Here is a 14,116-nt window from a genome sequence, read left to right as displayed (position 1 = left end):
CTTGTGTTGGCTGAAAGTGACCCAGGCCACACGTTCTGTCGAGCGCGACGGCGCTCATTTGGTTAGGCTGAGGTGAACGGACGCCACCAAGGGATCCACGAAACTTCCTCGGCCGTCCCGGGACAGGACTGTAAGCAGCCCGCCGTCCCGCCCCGTATCCGGCGCCACCGCGACCGAACTGTTTCTGCCCCTGCCCCGTAGAGGGTGGCCGACACGGTTTTCAAGGCCGCAGGGTCGCCATCGCCCGGGGACACGCGACACAAAGGAGTCCGCGGTGACACCTGAAATGACGAAGACCGAGACGCGCCCGGCCGAACTGACCGGAGAGCGGGCCCGTCGGCCCGAAAAGCTCCGGAACATCGAGGTCTGGGCCAGGTCGGCCCCGATCAGGCTGGCCGGCTACGAGGACGACCTCGCCGAGCCGCACATCCTGCCCGGCATCGACTGACGGCCGCGTCCCGCAGCACCCAGAGCTCCGGCCCCCGTCCGCGGACGGGGGCCGGAGCTCTGGGTGCGCGCAGGGGCTGTCCCGCCCTCCCGCCGTCAGACGCCCCCCTCGCCCCCGGACGGCGGGCGCCCGCCGGGGGCGAGGGGCACCGGCCGCGCCACCGGCCGCATGAAGTCCCGTACGTAGGTCCGGTCCCACCAGCACCCGGTGGCCCGCAGCTCCCGCCAGTCCGTGAACCGGTAGTGGAAGACCCTGGCCCGGACATGGGCCGGCGGGCCGTCGGGGAAGGGATTGTGGCGCAGCAGCCGCAGGGTGTCCCGGTCGCCCCGCAGCAGCCGCTCGACGAACGGCCCGAACCAGGAACGGGCGTACGCGGGGGAGAGCGCAGCGAACCACATCAGCCAGTCCAGCCGCAGGTGGTAGGGGGCGAACTGGCGCGGCAGCCTGCGAGGGTCGCCCGGCTTGCCCCGGAAGCCGTACTCGAGCCAGCGGGTCCCGTCGTGGATCACCGGCTCGTCGGTGCCCTCGACCACCACCTCCAGCCGCATCCTGCTGATGCTCCCGAAGGCGCCGTAGGTGTTGACCAGGTGGAGCGGGTCGAAGGACCGGTTCATCACCTGGCGGCGCGAGAGGAGGTTGCGCGCGGGGCGGTAGCTGAGCACGAGGACGAGTGCGGTGACCGCGAGGACCACGACCTCGTACCAGAGGGGAGGCGCCGACTGTGCGGGTGGCCGCCCGGCGACCAGCGACCAGTCGACCACCGAGAGGGCGAGCACGATCGTCAGCCAGTTCAGCCACGCGAAGTTCCCGGACAGGACCAGCCACAGCTGGGTGACCACCATGAGTCCGGCCGCCACACTCGCCACGGGCTGCGGGGTGAAGAGCAGGAACGGCACCACGAGCTGGGTGACGTGGTTGGCGGCGACCTCCACCCGGTGCACGGGTTTCGGCAGCCGGTGGAAGAACCAGCTCAGCGGTCCCGGCATCGGCTGCGTCTCATGGTGGAATTCCAGACAGGTCAGCTTGCGCCAGCACTCGTCCCCCCGGATCTTGATCAGCCCGGCGCCGAACTCCACCCGGAAGAGCAGCCAGCGCAGCAGCCACAGCAGCAGCACGGGCGCCGAGGTGCCGGAGTTGCCGAGGAAGACGGCGAGGAAGCCCGTCTCCAGCAGGAGCGACTCCCAGCCGAAGCCGTACCAGACCTGGCCGACCTGGACGATCGACAGGTACAGCACCCAGGGGACCGCCCACAGAGCCATCGCCGCCCCCAGCGGAAGGTGAGCGTCCAGACCCGCGAGGAGGGCGAGCGACACCGCTGCTCCCGTCCAGGCGACCAGAGCGAAGAAGCGGTCCGAGTAGTGCAGCCGGAAGAGTCCCGGCGCCGCCCGCCACGGCGTGTACCGCAGCAGCTCGGGGACGGGGAGCATGCCCCTGGACCCGATCAGGGCCCGGAACTGGAGCGCGGCTGAGACGAACGCGGCCAGGTAGACGACGGCGAGCGCCCGTTGGAAGATCAGCCTGCTCAGCCAGTAGCCGTCGGCGGTGAACCACTCCATCCCCTCCAGTATCCGGCGTACGGACCCCGTCAGGCGGCCGACACGACCCGTCGCAGTACGGCCGTGAGCCGCCGCACGTACCACCGCTGGGCCACCGGGACGAGAGGGCCGGCCAGCCGGGTGTACCAGCAGCCGGCCCGGGAGAAGGCCGTGACGGTGAACCACACCGTCCCGTCGTCGGCCAGTTCCACCACGAAGCTCTCCTCGCCGCACTCGGGATGCCCCGGCCGGGTGCCGTACGCGAAGCCGATGCGGTCGCTCTCGTAGGCGGTCCAGACGATCTCGCACGGGGCGGTGAGGCGCAGGGGTCCGATGCCGGCCGACACCTCGACGGTGCCCCCCGCGGCGGCCCGCGGGGCGGAGGCGTTCACGCCGGCCCCCGTGGCCCGGTGCATGCGCCACTCGGTGACGGCGGCGCCGGCGGCCTCGAAGCCTGCCCGGCCCCTGCCGATCGCCGCACGCCGGCGCAGATGGTGGTAGCCGGCGGGGAGTGGTCCCTGTCGGGTGGCGCCGACCTCGGCGTACGTCAGGTGGCTCATGCGGTTCTGCCTTCCGGAAGAGGGACGAGGGCCTGGCGGCGGAGCCGGAGCCGGGCGAGGAGGGCGCAGAGTGCGAAGCCCAGGGCGTTGCCGAGCCCGTGCGTGGCGGCCATCCAGGTCAGGCTGGGGTGGGGCAGCCCGGTCGCCTCGCCCAGTGCCCAGCTCAGCGCGAGCAGCATGGTGACCACGAGCACGGCGGCCGAGGTGGCGAGCAGGGCCCTGGTGGTGCGGTCGTGCCCCGCGGCCGGGAGGGACCGCCAGGTCAGGAGGGCGACCGTCCACATCCCCGTGGTCAGCACGACCGCGCCGCAGAGCTCGGCCCAGTTCCCGACGAAGTAGCCGACGAGGACGAGGAGGGTACCGAACGGAACGCTCAGGGCGGCGAACCGGCCCGCCGGGCCGTCATCCGCCCGGCAGACCAGCCCTGCGACCAGTGCGGCGGCGAAGCCGGCGAAGTGGAAGTGCGGCACGGTCAGCGCCAGGATGCCGAGCCCGAATCCGAACAGTTCGTGGCCCGAGCGCTCGGCCACCAGCGCGAGGGCGGCGACCGACGGGGTGACCAGCGCCGTGAGCAGGGCGGCCTCCGCGGGGCGCACCCCGCGTGTGCGTGCGAGGCGCCGGGGCGCGTGGGCGGCGAGGAGCAGCGCCCCCACCGCGTAACAGAGCGCGGCCGCCGTGGCCGCCCCTCCGCGCGGCAGCCACAGGGACACGGCGCCGGGCACCGCGAACAGCGGCCAGAGGCGCCGTATCCGGTCGAGCGCGGGGTCGGCGACGAGCCCGAGGCCCATCGGGACGATCACCAGCATTCCCAGCATCACGATCAGTCCGACCAGTACGGACATCGTGCCCCCGTCCCGAGACCCGCGGCGGCGCCCCGAATTGAACATGTTCAACTCTGCTTCCGGTGAGCATAGAGGCAATCTTGAACGCGTTCAAGGCCGGTTTTTCGGTCGAGGAATCGGACAAATAATGGCAGAGTGGCGCACATGGATGATCGGGTAGCGGGTGCCCTGTCACTCCCGGACGATTGGCCCGCCCACCCGGACCTCAGCCTCGCCCTGAACCGAATGGGCAGCTTCGACTGGGATCTGGACAGCGGCCTCATGCACATGGACGAGCCCGCGCTCGAAGTGTTCGATCTGCGGCGCGACGAGTACGACGGCAGCCCCGCCGGACTCGCCCAGCGCGTGCCCGCCGACGAGGCGCTGCGGCTCGACGACATGGTCAAGCGGGCGCTCGAGAGTGGCCACGACAACTACGGCGCGTACTTCCGCAGGATGCAGCGGGACGGCAGCCTGTGCTGGACCCACACCCAGGGCTTCATCCGCCGCGACGGCAAGGGCCGGCCCCGCCGCATCATCGGGATCATCCGGGACGCCACCCAAGAGCTGGCCGAATCCACCGCCCGGCGTACCGTCGACGAGGAGCGGCGCCGCCGCACCAGCCTGGTCGAGGGCACGACGGCCGCGCTGGCCCACGCGCGGACGGTGCAGGACGTCACCGAGGTGCTGAAGAGCTCGCGGGGACTGGCCAACCTCGGCGCGACCAGCCTCGTCATGGGACTGCTGGAGTCGGGGCGCATCCACCTGGTCGCCGACGGCCCCGAAGGGGCCTATGTGCAGGGCACCCGGTACACCCGGATCGACGAGCCGTACCCGATGAGCGAGGTCATCCGTACGCTCGCACCCCGCTTCATCGAGAGCGCCGAGGACTTTGCGCGGTCGTACCCGATCCTGTGGCCCCACATCAGCCACCTCGGTATCACCGCCGCCGCCTACATGCCCCTCATCGCCCAGGCCCGCCCGATCGGTGCGCTCGGGCTCCTGTACGGCAACAAGGCGGGCTTCACCAGCGACGAACGCAACCTGCTCGTCGCCCTCGGCAGCTCGATCGCGCAGAGCCTGCAGAGGGCCATGCTCTACGAACAGGAGCACGATCTCGCCGAAGGGCTCCAGCAGGCGATGCTGCCCCGCCGGATTCCCGAGGTGCCCGGAGCGCAGGTGGCCGTGCGCTACCGCTCGGCCCGGCTGGGACGGGACATCGGGGGCGACTGGTACGACATCATCGCGCTGCCCGGTGGCCGGGTCGGCGCGGTCATCGGTGACGTCCAGGGACACGACACGCACGCCGCGGCCGTCATGGGCCAGCTCAGGATCGTGCTGCGCGCCTACGCGGCCGAGGGGCACAGCCCGGCCACGGTCATGGCGCGGGCCTCCGTCTTCCTGCACGAGCTCGACACGGACCGCTTCGCGACCTGCACCTACGCCGAGGCCGACCTGACCACCGGAGTGGTCCAGCTGGTCAGGGCGGGCCACGTCGATCCGGCCCTGCGCGACGTGGACGGAAGCTGCCGCAGACTTCCCGTCGAGGGAGGCCTGCCGCTGGGTCTGTCGGCGGAGTTCGGCCAGCTCGAATATCCCGTCAGTACGGTCGACCTGGATCCGGGCCAGACGCTGATCCTCTACACCGACGGAATGGTGGAGCTGCCGGGCACCGACCTCGACGACGGGATGCGGCTGCTGGCCTCGACCGTGCACGAGGGTCCCGAGGACCTCCAGAAGCTGGCCGACCGGCTGTGCGAAGTGGTCGACGAGCGCGGCGGCGAGGACGACATGGCGGTGCTGCTCCTGCGCCGCAACGCCGCCCACGCCCCCCACCCGGGCGGCCGGCTCCAGCAGCACGTCGCGCAGAACGACCCGGAGGCACTGACCTCCGCCCGGCACATGATCCGGGCGGCCGTGCGGGCCTGGGGGGCCAAGGAGCGGGCGGACGAGGTGGAGCTCGCGGCCGACGAGCTGATCACCAACGCCCTCATGCACACCGACGGCGGGGCCATCGTCACGATCCGCGTGCTCACCGGCCCCGAGCGCCGTCTCCGGGTCGATGTCGAGGACCGCTCCAGCGCGCTGCCGCGCCGCAGGGAGGCGGGGGAGTCCGGCGTTTCGGGCCGGGGTCTCATGCTCGTGGACCGGCTGGCCGACGTATGGGGAGTGGAGTCCCGCGGGACCGGCAAGTGCGTGTGGTGCGAGTTCTTCATCGCGGGCCACCGGTAGCGACAATTTCGAGCAGCCGCGAGACTGTAACAGTACGTAACATGTTCATGCTTGACCGTAACCGACGTCGCGGGATTGACTGCGATCCCGCCGTTCCGCTGTCGATGACGCGAGGCCCCGTGAGTACCGAGCTACTGGCACCTCTTGACCTGGCTTTCTGGCACCTCGAATCCGATGCCCATCCGATGCACCTCGGCGCGCTCGCCGTCTTCGAACCGGTGCCCGGTGTGACCTCGCGGGACCTGCTGGACCTGCTCGGCGCCCGTGCCGCCGCCATTCCCCGGCTGCGGATGCGGGTACGCGACGTCCTGCTGCCCGTGGGAGGCGCGGCCTGGTTCACCGACAAGGACTTCGACGTGCACCGCCACGTCAGGAGGGTGGTGCTCGCCGAGGGCGACTTCATGGCGCAGGCGACCCGGCTGGCGGGCGAACTCATGGAGCAGCCGCTCGAACGCGGCCTGCCGCCCTGGCAGATGTATCTCCTCGACAGCGTGGCGGGCGGTCCGTTCGCCGTACTCGTGAAACTGCACCACGCGCTCGCCGACGGGATGCGGGCGGTCGCCATCGGCGCCGGCATCTTCGACCAGATCGCCTCCGCGGGCGCCGGCCGGGCCGGGGTGCGCCGCCGCACCCCCGTGCCGCCCCGCTCCTGGCTCCCCGGGCCGTACGAAGCGGCGGGCATGGCCCTGGGCCGGCTCGGCGACGTCGGAAGGGCGCTGGGCGTCGGCGCTTCCGTCGTACGCGCGAGCCGCCTCGACCTGCGCGCCTCCACCCCGCTGACCGCGCGCTCCAGCGGTACGCGGCGGCTGGCCACCGCCGAGCTCGACGCCGAGACGGTGCAGCGCGTCCGGCGCGCCGAGGGCGGTACGGCCAACGACGTCCTGCTGGCCGTGGTCGCCGGCGCGCTCCGCCGCTGGATGCTCGAACGCGGCGAGCGGCTCCCCGGCTCCTACCCGCGCGCCCTCGTTCCCGTCTCCCGGCGCCGGCCCGGCGGGGCGGCCACCGGCAACAAGCTCTCCGCCTACCTCCTCGGCCTCCCCGTCGGCGAACCCGACGCCCGGGAACGGCTGCGCCTGGTGCGTACGGGCATGGACCGCAACAAGGCCGCCGGGCCGCTGCGCGGCGCCGGAGCCGTCGCCGTGCTGGCGGACCAGCTGCCCCCGCTGGCCCACCGGTTCGGTGCGCCGCTGGCCGGGAACGCGGCCCGGATGCTCTTCGACATCCTCGTCACCAGCGTGCCCCTGCCCCGCTCGGCCCTCTCGCTGGGCGGCTGCCCGCTGCGCGCCGTCTACCCCATGGCGCCGCTGGCCCGAGGGCAGTCCCTGGCGGTGGCCCTGTCCACCTACGGCGGCCGGGTACAGGTCGGACTGGTGGCCGACGGGAAGGCGCTGCCCGATCTCGATCGACTGGCCTGCGCGGTACGCGAAGAACTCCGTGAGCTGCACGCTCTCGTGCCCACCGTGCCCGCTCCCGCGTGAGAGGCAATCTCCCGGAGGGTGTTGACGCACTCGATTGATCCGATGAATAGTCCCTGTACGGACCACAACGGATCGTCAGGGACCACCGGCGGGGGCGGCACGGCATGAGGCGCATCAGGCTCGGGCGGAGCGCGGTCGAGATCAGCGAGCTCTCCTTCGGGGCCGCGGCCATCGGCAATCTCTTCGCCGAGGTCGACCCCGGCCAGGCCGCCGCGGCCGTCGACGCGGCATGGGACGAAGGCGTCCGCTACTTCGACACCGCACCCCACTACGGGCTGGGCCTCTCCGAACGCCGCCTCGGTGAGGCACTGCGCCACCGGCCCAGGGACGCGTACGCGGTGTCGACGAAGGCCGGACGCCTGCTCGAACCACTGTCCTCCGCGGAGAGCGCGGCCCGGCACGGGCTGTCCGACGGATTCGCCGTACCGCACACCCACCGGCGCCGCTGGGACTTCAGCGCCGACGGCATCCGCCGCAGCATCGAGGAGAGCCTCCTTCGCCTCGGCCTCGACCGCGTCGACGTCGTCTACCTCCACGACCCCGACGAGCACGGGGAAGCGGCGTTCCGTGAGGGCTATCCGGCGCTGGAGAAGCTGCGTGCCGAAGGCGTGGTCGGAGCCATCGGCGCGGGCATGAACCAGACGGCGATGCTCACCCGCTTCCTGCGCGAGACCGATGTCGACGCCGTCCTCTGCGCCGGGCGGTACACCCTGCTGGACCACAGCGCCCTCGACACCCTGCTGCCGGAGGCAGCCGCGCGGGGCCGGGGCGTCGTCGTCGGCGGCGTCTTCAACTCCGGGCTGCTCGCGGACCCCCGCCCCGGCGCGACCTACGACTACACGGCGGCGCCCGCGCCCCTCCTCGACCGGGCCCTGCGGATCCGGACCGTCGCCGAAGCCCATGGGGTGCCCCTGCGTGCCGCCGCCCTGCACTATCCGCTGCGCCACCCCGCCGTCGCCGGGGTCCTCGTCGGGACCCGTTCCCCGGACGAGGTGCGGGACGCCGCCGCCCAGCTGCGCACACCCGTCCCCGAGGCGCTCTGGGACGACCTGCGGGCCGAAGGGCTCCTGTGAGATGACGCCGCCGCCCGTCATCGACGCGCACCACCATGTGTGGGACCTCGCGGTCCGCGACCAGGACTGGATCACCGGTGAGGAACTCGCCCCCATCCGCCGCACCTTCACCCTCGCGGATCTCGCACCCGAGGCCCGCGCCGCGGGTGTGACCGCCACCGTCCTCGTCCAGACGGTGACCGTCGCCGAGGAGACGCCCGAATTCCTCGCGCTGGCCCACGGCAGCGACCTCGTCGCGGGGGTCGTCGGCTGGACCGACCTCACCGCGCCGGACATCGCCGACACCCTCGCCGAGTTCCGCGCCCTCCCCGGCGGCGACCGGCTCGTCGGCATCCGCCATCAGGTCCAGGGCGAGCCCGACCCGGAGTGGCTCCTGCGCCCGGACGTGCTGCGCGGGCTGCGTGCCGTCGCCGCCGCCGGCCTCGTCTACGACCTGATCGTCCGGCCGCACCAGCTGCCGGCGGCCACCCGCGCTGCCGCGCTGCTTCCGGGGCTCACCTTCGTACTCGACCACGCGGGCAAGCCGCCCGTGGCGCTCGGGAGCACGCGGCCCTGGGCGGAGGAGCTGCGGGCACTCGCCGCGCTGCCCAACACCGTGTGCAAACTCTCCGGCCTGGTCACGGAGGCCGACCCCCGCACCTGGACCGTCGAGGACCTGCGCCCGTACGCGGACACCGTCGTCGACGCCTTCGGGCCCGGCCGGACGATGTTCGGCTCGGACTGGCCGGTGTGCCGGCTGGCGACGGGGTACACGAACGTCCTGGACATCGCACGCGAGCTGACCGGCCGGCTGGGGGAGGACGAACAGCGGTCCGTCTTCGCGGGCACCGCGCGGCGGGTCTACGGGCTGCGGCCCCCCGCCCTCCCGCCACCGCGCGCCCGGCAGGCATGAGCTGAGCCGGTGCGGCAGGCTGGAGGCATGCCCGAACTGCCGGAAGTCGAAGCCCTCAGGGACTTCCTCGACGACCATCTCGTCGGCAAGGAGATCGCCCGGGTGCTCCCGCTCGCGATCAGCGTCCTGAAGACGTACGACCCACCGCCCACCGCCCTGGAGGGCGCCACGGTCACCTCCGTCGCCCGGCACGGCAAGTTCCTCGACATCACGGCCGGGGAGCTCCATCTGCTCATCCACCTCGCGCGGGCCGGATGGCTGCAGTGGAAGGACAGCTTTCCCGCGACCCCGCCCCGGCCGGGCAAAGGGCCGCTCGCCCTGCGGACGGTCCTCACGGGCGGCGACGGCTTCGACCTCACCGAGATGGGCACCACCAAACGCCTTGCCGTGCACCTGGTGCGCGACCCCGCCGAGGTACCCGGGGTGGCCCGCCTGGGGCCCGATCCGCTCGCCGCCTCCTTCGACCGCGATGCGTTCGCGACGCTGCTCGGCGGAGCGCGCCGGCAGGTCAAGGGAGCGCTGCGCGACCAGTCGCTGATCGCGGGCATCGGCAACGCCTACAGCGACGAGATCCTGCACGTCGCGAAGATGTCCCCGTTCAAGCTGACCACCAGCCTCGGCGACGACGACATCACCCATCTGTACAACGCGATGCGCACCACGCTCCAGGACGCCGTGGAACGGTCCCGGGGGCTCGCCGCCGGCCGGCTCAAGGCCGAGAAGAAGAGCAGCATGCGTGTCCACGGCCGCACCGGGCAGCCCTGCCCCGTGTGCGGCGACACCGTGCTGGAGGTGTCGTTCAGCGACTCCTCACTCCAGTACTGCCCCACCTGCCAGACCGGCGGCAAGCCCCTCGCCGACCGGCGGATGTCCCGGCTGCTCAAGTGACGCCGCGCGGTCACCTCCGCCACCGCGCCGCAGGAGGCAGTCCGCCGGGCGGCAGCAGCCGGGCGAACGCCGCCAGGACATCCGCCACCCCGCCGAGCTCGCGCACCTGGACCACGCACGCCGGACACTCCACCAGATGCTGCTCGAAACGACAGGCGTCGGCGGCCCCGAGCACCCCGAGCGCGTAGGCCCCGGCGGCGACATGAGGTTCGATGGCGGGCATGCCTTCAGGTACGTGAGGGACCCCGCGAACCACTCACGCCATCGTTCCGGGAAACCACCTACACTCCGGCCTCATGCTGCGCGTACTCGCCGTCGACGACGAAGAACCCGCCCTGGAGGAACTCCTCTATCTCCTGCGGGCGGACCCCCGCATCCGCAGCGCCGAGGGAGCCACCGGCGCCACGGAGGCGCTGCGCCGCATCGGGGGTGCCGTGGACGCCGGGCCGGAGGACCCCTCGGCGATCGACGTCGTCTTCCTGGACATCCACATGGCGGGGCTGACCGGACTCGACGTGGCGCAGCTGCTGGCCGGTTTCGCGGCGCCCCCGCTCATCGTCTTCGTCACCGCCCACGAGGGCTTCGCCGTGCACGCCTTCGACCTCAAGGCGGTCGACTACGTGCTCAAGCCGGTCCGCCGCGAGCGTCTGGCGGAAGCCGTACGCCGCGTCGCCGAACAGGTCGGCGAACGCTCCGCGTCCGTCACCGACGCCGCCGCCGACCAGATCGCCGTCGAGCTGGGCGGCGTGATCCGCTTCGTGCCCGTCGAGGACATCGCGTACGCCGAGGCCCAGGGCGACTACGCCCGGCTGCACACGGCGGCCGGCAGCCACCTCGTCCGTATCCCGCTGACCACGCTGGAGGAGCGCTGGCGCTCCCGGGGCTTCGTCCGCATCCACCGCCGCCATCTCGTCGCCCTGAGCCGGATCGACGAACTCCGGCTCGACGCCGGCAGCATGAGCGTCCGCATCGGCGAGGCCGAGCTGGCCGTCAGCCGCCGCCACACCCGTGCCCTGCGCGATCTTCTGATGCGGCAGGGTGGCCGCTGACCTGGCCCTACCGCCGGCAGCCCCTTCCCAGCCGGCCCCCGCGCCGCCTAAACTCCGGGCCCATGTCCGCAGAGAGCACGCCCCGGCGCGAAGTGGTCGTGGGCGAGCCCCGGCGCGTACGTCCGCTGCCCCGCTACCGCGCCCAGTCGGAGATCGACGAGCAGACCGCCCTCGGCGGTGCCTACGTACGCTCACTGATGCGCAGCCAGCTCCGCGCCGGACTCACCACCTTCGCCGTGCTGGCCCTCGTCGCCGGGACCCTGCCCCTCGTCTTCGAGGCCCTGCACAGCGACGCCGTCGTCTGGACCGTGCTCGGGTTCGCCACCTACCCGCCGCTCACGCTCGCCGCCTGGTGGTACGTACGCCGTGCGGAGCGCAACGAACGTGACTTCGCCCGGCTCGTGGAAGGCCGTCCCGCACCGTGAGCCTGTCCGGCCACCCGGCAGCGGTGGCGGCGGTCGCCCTCGTCGTCCTCGCCACCGTGCTCGTCGGCGGGTTCGGCCTGCGGATATCCCGCACCACCTCCGACTTCTACGTCGCCTCCCGCACCGTCCGGCCACGGCTCAACGCCGCGGCGATCAGCGGCGAGTACCTGTCCGCGGCCTCCTTCCTCGGCATCGCGGGACTCGTCCTGGTGCACGGCCCCGACATGCTCTGGTACCCGGTCGGCTACACCGCCGGCTATCTGGTGCTGCTGGTGTTCGTCGCGGCCCCGCTGCGCCGCTCGGGGGCGTACACCCTGCCCGACTTCGCCGAGGGGCGCCTCGAATCACGGCAGGTACGCCGTCTGGTCAGCGTGTTCGTCGTCGGGGCGGGCTGGCTGTACCTCGTGCCACAGCTCCAGGGAGCCGGCCTCACGCTCAAGATCCTCACCGGTGCGCCGGGATGGCTCGGGGACGTGCTCGTCGCCTCCGTCGTGGTGGTGGCCGTCGCGGCGGGAGGCATGCGGTCGATCACCTTCGTGCAGGTGTTCCAGTACTGGCTGAAACTCACCGCGCTGCTGGTGCCGGCGATCTTTCTGGTGCTGGCCTGGCGGGGTGACGGCAGCCCTCACGTCACCTTCGACGAGCAGGTCTCCGTGTTCCGCGCGGACCATCCGCTCTACGCGACGTACGGCCTCATCGTGGCGACCTTCCTCGGGACGATGGGCCTGCCCCACGTCGTGGTCCGCTTCTACACCAGCCCCAACGGCCGCGACGCGCGCCGGACCACGGTGGCCGTCCTCGCCCTGATCGGCCTGTTCTACCTCCTGCCCCCGGTGTACGGAGCCCTCGGCCGGCTCTACGCACCCGAGCTCATCCACGGCGGCGAGGCCGACGCCGCCGTGCTGCTGCTGCCGGCCCGGGTGATCGGCGGTCTGGGCGGTGACCTGCTGGGCGCGCTGCTGGCGGGCGGCGCGTTCGCCGCGTTCCTCTCGACCGCGTCCGGGCTCACCATGGCCGTGGCCGGAGTGATCACGCAGGACGTCCTGCCCTCGCGGGGCGTACGCCATTTCCGGCTGGCCACGGTCCTCGCCATCGCGGTGCCGCTGGCCGGCTCGCTGGTGGTCAGCCGGGTACCGGTCGCCGACGCGGTCGGGATGGCCTTCGCGGTGTCGGCGTCGTCCTTCTGCCCCCTGCTCGTCCTCGGCATCTGGTGGCGCCGGCTCACCCCGCCGGGCGCCATCGCGGGGCTGCTGCTCGGTGGCGGCTCGGCGCTGCTCTCCGTGGCCATCACCGTCAGCGGCGCGGTGCGCCCGCCCGGCTGGCCGCACGCCCTGCTCGCCTGGCCCGCCGTCTGGTCGGTGCCCGTCGGCTTCCTCGCCATGATCCTGGTCTCCCTGGCCACACCGGGGCGGATACCGCCGGGCACCAACGCGGCGATGAGCCGCTTCCATCTCCCGGAAGCACTGACCTCGGGGCGAGGACGATGACCGGAGCCGGGATCGCCGCCATCGCGGTGCTCGCCCTGCTGCTGTTCGGCACGGGCTTCCTCCTGGGGCGTACCGCCCGTCCCGTGCGCACCAGCGACGTCGGCACGCCTGTCGAGCACGCCACCTTCGAGACCCTGCACACGGCCTCGCTCGCCGCGCCGCCGCTGCGCGCCGGACTCACCGAGGAGAGCGCGCGCAGGTCGGCGCGCGGGCTGCGCTCACTGCTCGGAACCGATGCCCTCTGTCTCACCGACCGCGACCGGGTGCTGGTCTGGGACGGCGAGGGGGAGCACCACGGCAAGGACGTGATGCACCACGTCCGGGGGCTTCTCGCCAGCGGGAGGGACACCGCCTTCCACAGCGACTGCGGCGACCTCGACTGTCCGCTGCGCTGGGCCGTGGCCGTGCCCCTGACGGTCGACCACCGGGTCCTCGGCACGCTCGTCGCCTACGCGCCCCGTGAATCGGCGGTGCTGGCGAGGGCGGCGGGGGAGGTGGCCCGCTGGGTCTGCGTACAGCTCGAACTCGCCGAGCTCGACCGCTCCCGGACGCAGCTGATCGAGGCCGAGATCAAGGCCCTGCGCGCCCAGATCTCCCCGCACTTCATCTTCAACTCGCTGGCCGCCATCGCGTCGTTCGTCCGGACGGACCCCGAGCGCGCGCGTGAACTGCTGCTGGAGTTCGCCGACTTCACCCGCTACTCGTTCCGCAGGCACGGTGAGTTCACCACCCTGGCCGACGAACTGCACTCCATCGACCAGTATCTGGCGCTGGTGCGGGCCCGGTTCGGGGAACGGCTCTCGGTGACGCTCCAGGTGGCCCCGGAGGTGCTGCCGGTTGCCCTGCCGTTCCTCTGTCTGCAGCCTCTGGTCGAGAACGCGGTCAAGCACGGCCTGGAGGGCGCCGTCACGCTTCCCAGGTCCTCCGGGGGCCTCGAACGCCCGGGGGACGCCCCGATCCGCATCACCATCAGCGCCCTGGACGCGGGCGCGGAGGCGGAGGTGGTCATCGAGGACGACGGGACGGGGATGGAGCCCGAGCGCCTGCGGAAGGTCCTGCGCGGTGAGGGCGGAGCCTCCTCCGGCATCGGCCTGCTCAACGTGGACGAAAGGCTCCGCCAGGTGTACGGCGACGAGTACGGGCTGGTCATCGAGACGGGCGTCGGCGCGGGCATGAAGATCACCCTGCGGCTGCCCAAGTACCGGGCAGGCGTGCACGGTTCCTGACC

Annotated in this window: 14 protein-coding genes; 10 read left to right on the top strand and 4 right to left on the bottom strand. The window is 72.4% G+C overall.

Annotated features, from left to right (window positions below; genetic code table 11):
* The first annotated feature begins 274 nt into the window (after nucleotides 1–274).
* The gene (locus ACFY8O_RS13780) at nucleotides 275–448 is read left to right on the top strand and encodes a hypothetical protein (protein WP_167526157.1); all 174 of its coding nucleotides are present in this window, start codon (nucleotides 275–277) and stop codon (nucleotides 446–448) included.
* Nucleotides 449–543: 95 nt separating this feature from the next.
* Here ACFY8O_RS13780 and ACFY8O_RS13775 read toward each other — a convergent pair whose 3' ends face one another.
* The 3 genes from ACFY8O_RS13775 to ACFY8O_RS13765 are packed head-to-tail and all read right to left on the bottom strand — an operon-like array spanning nucleotide 544 to nucleotide 3,385.
* Nucleotides 544–2,004, bottom strand: a complete 1,461-nt coding sequence (locus ACFY8O_RS13775; protein WP_387901620.1) for a lipase maturation factor family protein — start codon at nucleotides 2,002–2,004, stop codon at nucleotides 544–546.
* A gap of 29 nt (nucleotides 2,005–2,033) precedes the next feature.
* Nucleotides 2,034–2,543 carry a DUF1990 family protein gene (locus tag ACFY8O_RS13770; RefSeq protein WP_387901617.1) on the bottom strand — a complete coding sequence of 170 codons (510 nt, stop codon included), beginning with the start codon at nucleotides 2,541–2,543 and terminating at the stop codon, nucleotides 2,034–2,036.
* Nucleotides 2,540–3,385, bottom strand: coding sequence for a YndJ family protein (locus tag ACFY8O_RS13765; RefSeq protein ID WP_387901616.1), 846 nt, complete (start codon nucleotides 3,383–3,385; stop codon nucleotides 2,540–2,542). Before ACFY8O_RS13765 ends, ACFY8O_RS13770 begins: the two co-directional genes overlap by 4 nt.
* A gap of 144 nt (nucleotides 3,386–3,529) precedes the next feature.
* Between ACFY8O_RS13765 and ACFY8O_RS13760 the strand changes: the two genes are divergently transcribed.
* The 5 genes from ACFY8O_RS13760 (at nucleotide 3,530) to ACFY8O_RS13740 (ending at nucleotide 9,927) form a co-directional block, all read left to right on the top strand.
* Nucleotides 3,530–5,596: a SpoIIE family protein phosphatase gene (locus tag ACFY8O_RS13760; protein WP_387901613.1), complete on the top strand. Its 2,067-nt coding sequence runs from the start codon at nucleotides 3,530–3,532 to the stop codon at nucleotides 5,594–5,596.
* 119 nt (nucleotides 5,597–5,715) lie between these two features.
* Nucleotides 5,716–7,074, top strand: coding sequence for a wax ester/triacylglycerol synthase family O-acyltransferase (locus ACFY8O_RS13755; RefSeq protein WP_387901610.1), 1,359 nt, complete (start codon nucleotides 5,716–5,718; stop codon nucleotides 7,072–7,074).
* 104 nt (nucleotides 7,075–7,178) lie between these two features.
* Nucleotides 7,179–8,147, top strand: coding sequence for an aldo/keto reductase (locus tag ACFY8O_RS13750; protein WP_387901608.1), 969 nt, complete (start codon nucleotides 7,179–7,181; stop codon nucleotides 8,145–8,147).
* 1 nt (nucleotide 8,148) lies between these two features.
* Nucleotides 8,149–9,039 (top strand): amidohydrolase family protein, encoded by an 891-nt coding sequence (locus ACFY8O_RS13745; RefSeq protein WP_387901606.1) that lies wholly within the window; start codon nucleotides 8,149–8,151, stop codon nucleotides 9,037–9,039.
* A 27-nt stretch (nucleotides 9,040–9,066) separates the two neighbouring features.
* Nucleotides 9,067–9,927 carry an Fpg/Nei family DNA glycosylase gene (locus ACFY8O_RS13740; protein WP_145805300.1) on the top strand — a complete coding sequence of 287 codons (861 nt, stop codon included), beginning with the start codon at nucleotides 9,067–9,069 and terminating at the stop codon, nucleotides 9,925–9,927.
* Nucleotides 9,928–9,937: 10 nt separating this feature from the next.
* Here ACFY8O_RS13740 and ACFY8O_RS13735 read toward each other — a convergent pair whose 3' ends face one another.
* Nucleotides 9,938–10,150, bottom strand: a complete 213-nt coding sequence (locus ACFY8O_RS13735) for a zf-HC2 domain-containing protein (RefSeq protein ID WP_145805298.1) — start codon at nucleotides 10,148–10,150, stop codon at nucleotides 9,938–9,940.
* Nucleotides 10,151–10,223: 73 nt separating this feature from the next.
* Between ACFY8O_RS13735 and ACFY8O_RS13730 the strand changes: the two genes are divergently transcribed.
* The 4 genes from ACFY8O_RS13730 (at nucleotide 10,224) to ACFY8O_RS13715 (ending at nucleotide 14,114) form a co-directional block, all read left to right on the top strand.
* Nucleotides 10,224–10,976 (top strand): LytR/AlgR family response regulator transcription factor, encoded by a 753-nt coding sequence (locus ACFY8O_RS13730; RefSeq protein WP_387901604.1) that lies wholly within the window; start codon nucleotides 10,224–10,226, stop codon nucleotides 10,974–10,976.
* 62 nt (nucleotides 10,977–11,038) lie between these two features.
* Complete coding sequence (locus ACFY8O_RS13725; protein ID WP_145805294.1) at nucleotides 11,039–11,401, top strand: hypothetical protein; 363 nt, start codon at nucleotides 11,039–11,041, stop codon at nucleotides 11,399–11,401.
* A complete protein-coding gene (locus ACFY8O_RS13720) occupies nucleotides 11,398–12,888 on the top strand; it encodes a sodium/solute symporter (protein WP_145805292.1) in 1,491 nt (496 codons plus the stop codon). The genes ACFY8O_RS13725 and ACFY8O_RS13720 overlap by 4 nt, the downstream gene beginning before the upstream one ends.
* A complete protein-coding gene (locus ACFY8O_RS13715; protein WP_387901600.1) occupies nucleotides 12,885–14,114 on the top strand; it encodes a sensor histidine kinase in 1,230 nt (409 codons plus the stop codon). The genes ACFY8O_RS13720 and ACFY8O_RS13715 overlap by 4 nt, the downstream gene beginning before the upstream one ends.
* The last annotated feature ends 2 nt before the right edge of the window (nucleotides 14,115–14,116 follow it).

The organism is Streptomyces argenteolus (assembly GCF_042902585.1).
In the GTDB taxonomy this organism is placed as follows: Bacteria; Actinomycetota; Actinomycetes; order Streptomycetales; family Streptomycetaceae; genus Streptomyces; species Streptomyces argenteolus.
This window is presented reverse-complemented; position numbering and strand designations above follow the sequence as displayed.

What these genes read in the sequence shown, in the direction of transcription:
- ACFY8O_RS13715 (WP_387901600.1), top strand. Translation starts at nt 12,885, where the DNA reads ATGACCGGAGCCGGGATCGCCGCCATCGCGGTGCTCGCCCTGCTGCTG.
- ACFY8O_RS13735 (WP_145805298.1), bottom strand. Translation starts at nt 10,150, where the DNA reads ATGCCCGCCATCGAACCTCATGTCGCCGCCGGGGCCTACGCGCTCGGG.
- ACFY8O_RS13765 (WP_387901616.1), bottom strand. Translation starts at nt 3,385, where the DNA reads ATGTCCGTACTGGTCGGACTGATCGTGATGCTGGGAATGCTGGTGATC.
- ACFY8O_RS13745 (WP_387901606.1), top strand. Translation starts at nt 8,149, where the DNA reads ATGACGCCGCCGCCCGTCATCGACGCGCACCACCATGTGTGGGACCTC.
- ACFY8O_RS13740 (WP_145805300.1), top strand. Translation starts at nt 9,067, where the DNA reads ATGCCCGAACTGCCGGAAGTCGAAGCCCTCAGGGACTTCCTCGACGAC.
- ACFY8O_RS13770 (WP_387901617.1), bottom strand. Translation starts at nt 2,543, where the DNA reads ATGAGCCACCTGACGTACGCCGAGGTCGGCGCCACCCGACAGGGACCA.
- ACFY8O_RS13760 (WP_387901613.1), top strand. Translation starts at nt 3,530, where the DNA reads ATGGATGATCGGGTAGCGGGTGCCCTGTCACTCCCGGACGATTGGCCC.
- ACFY8O_RS13775 (WP_387901620.1), bottom strand. Translation starts at nt 2,004, where the DNA reads ATGGAGTGGTTCACCGCCGACGGCTACTGGCTGAGCAGGCTGATCTTC.
- ACFY8O_RS13725 (WP_145805294.1), top strand. Translation starts at nt 11,039, where the DNA reads ATGTCCGCAGAGAGCACGCCCCGGCGCGAAGTGGTCGTGGGCGAGCCC.
- ACFY8O_RS13750 (WP_387901608.1), top strand. Translation starts at nt 7,179, where the DNA reads ATGAGGCGCATCAGGCTCGGGCGGAGCGCGGTCGAGATCAGCGAGCTC.
- ACFY8O_RS13730 (WP_387901604.1), top strand. Translation starts at nt 10,224, where the DNA reads ATGCTGCGCGTACTCGCCGTCGACGACGAAGAACCCGCCCTGGAGGAA.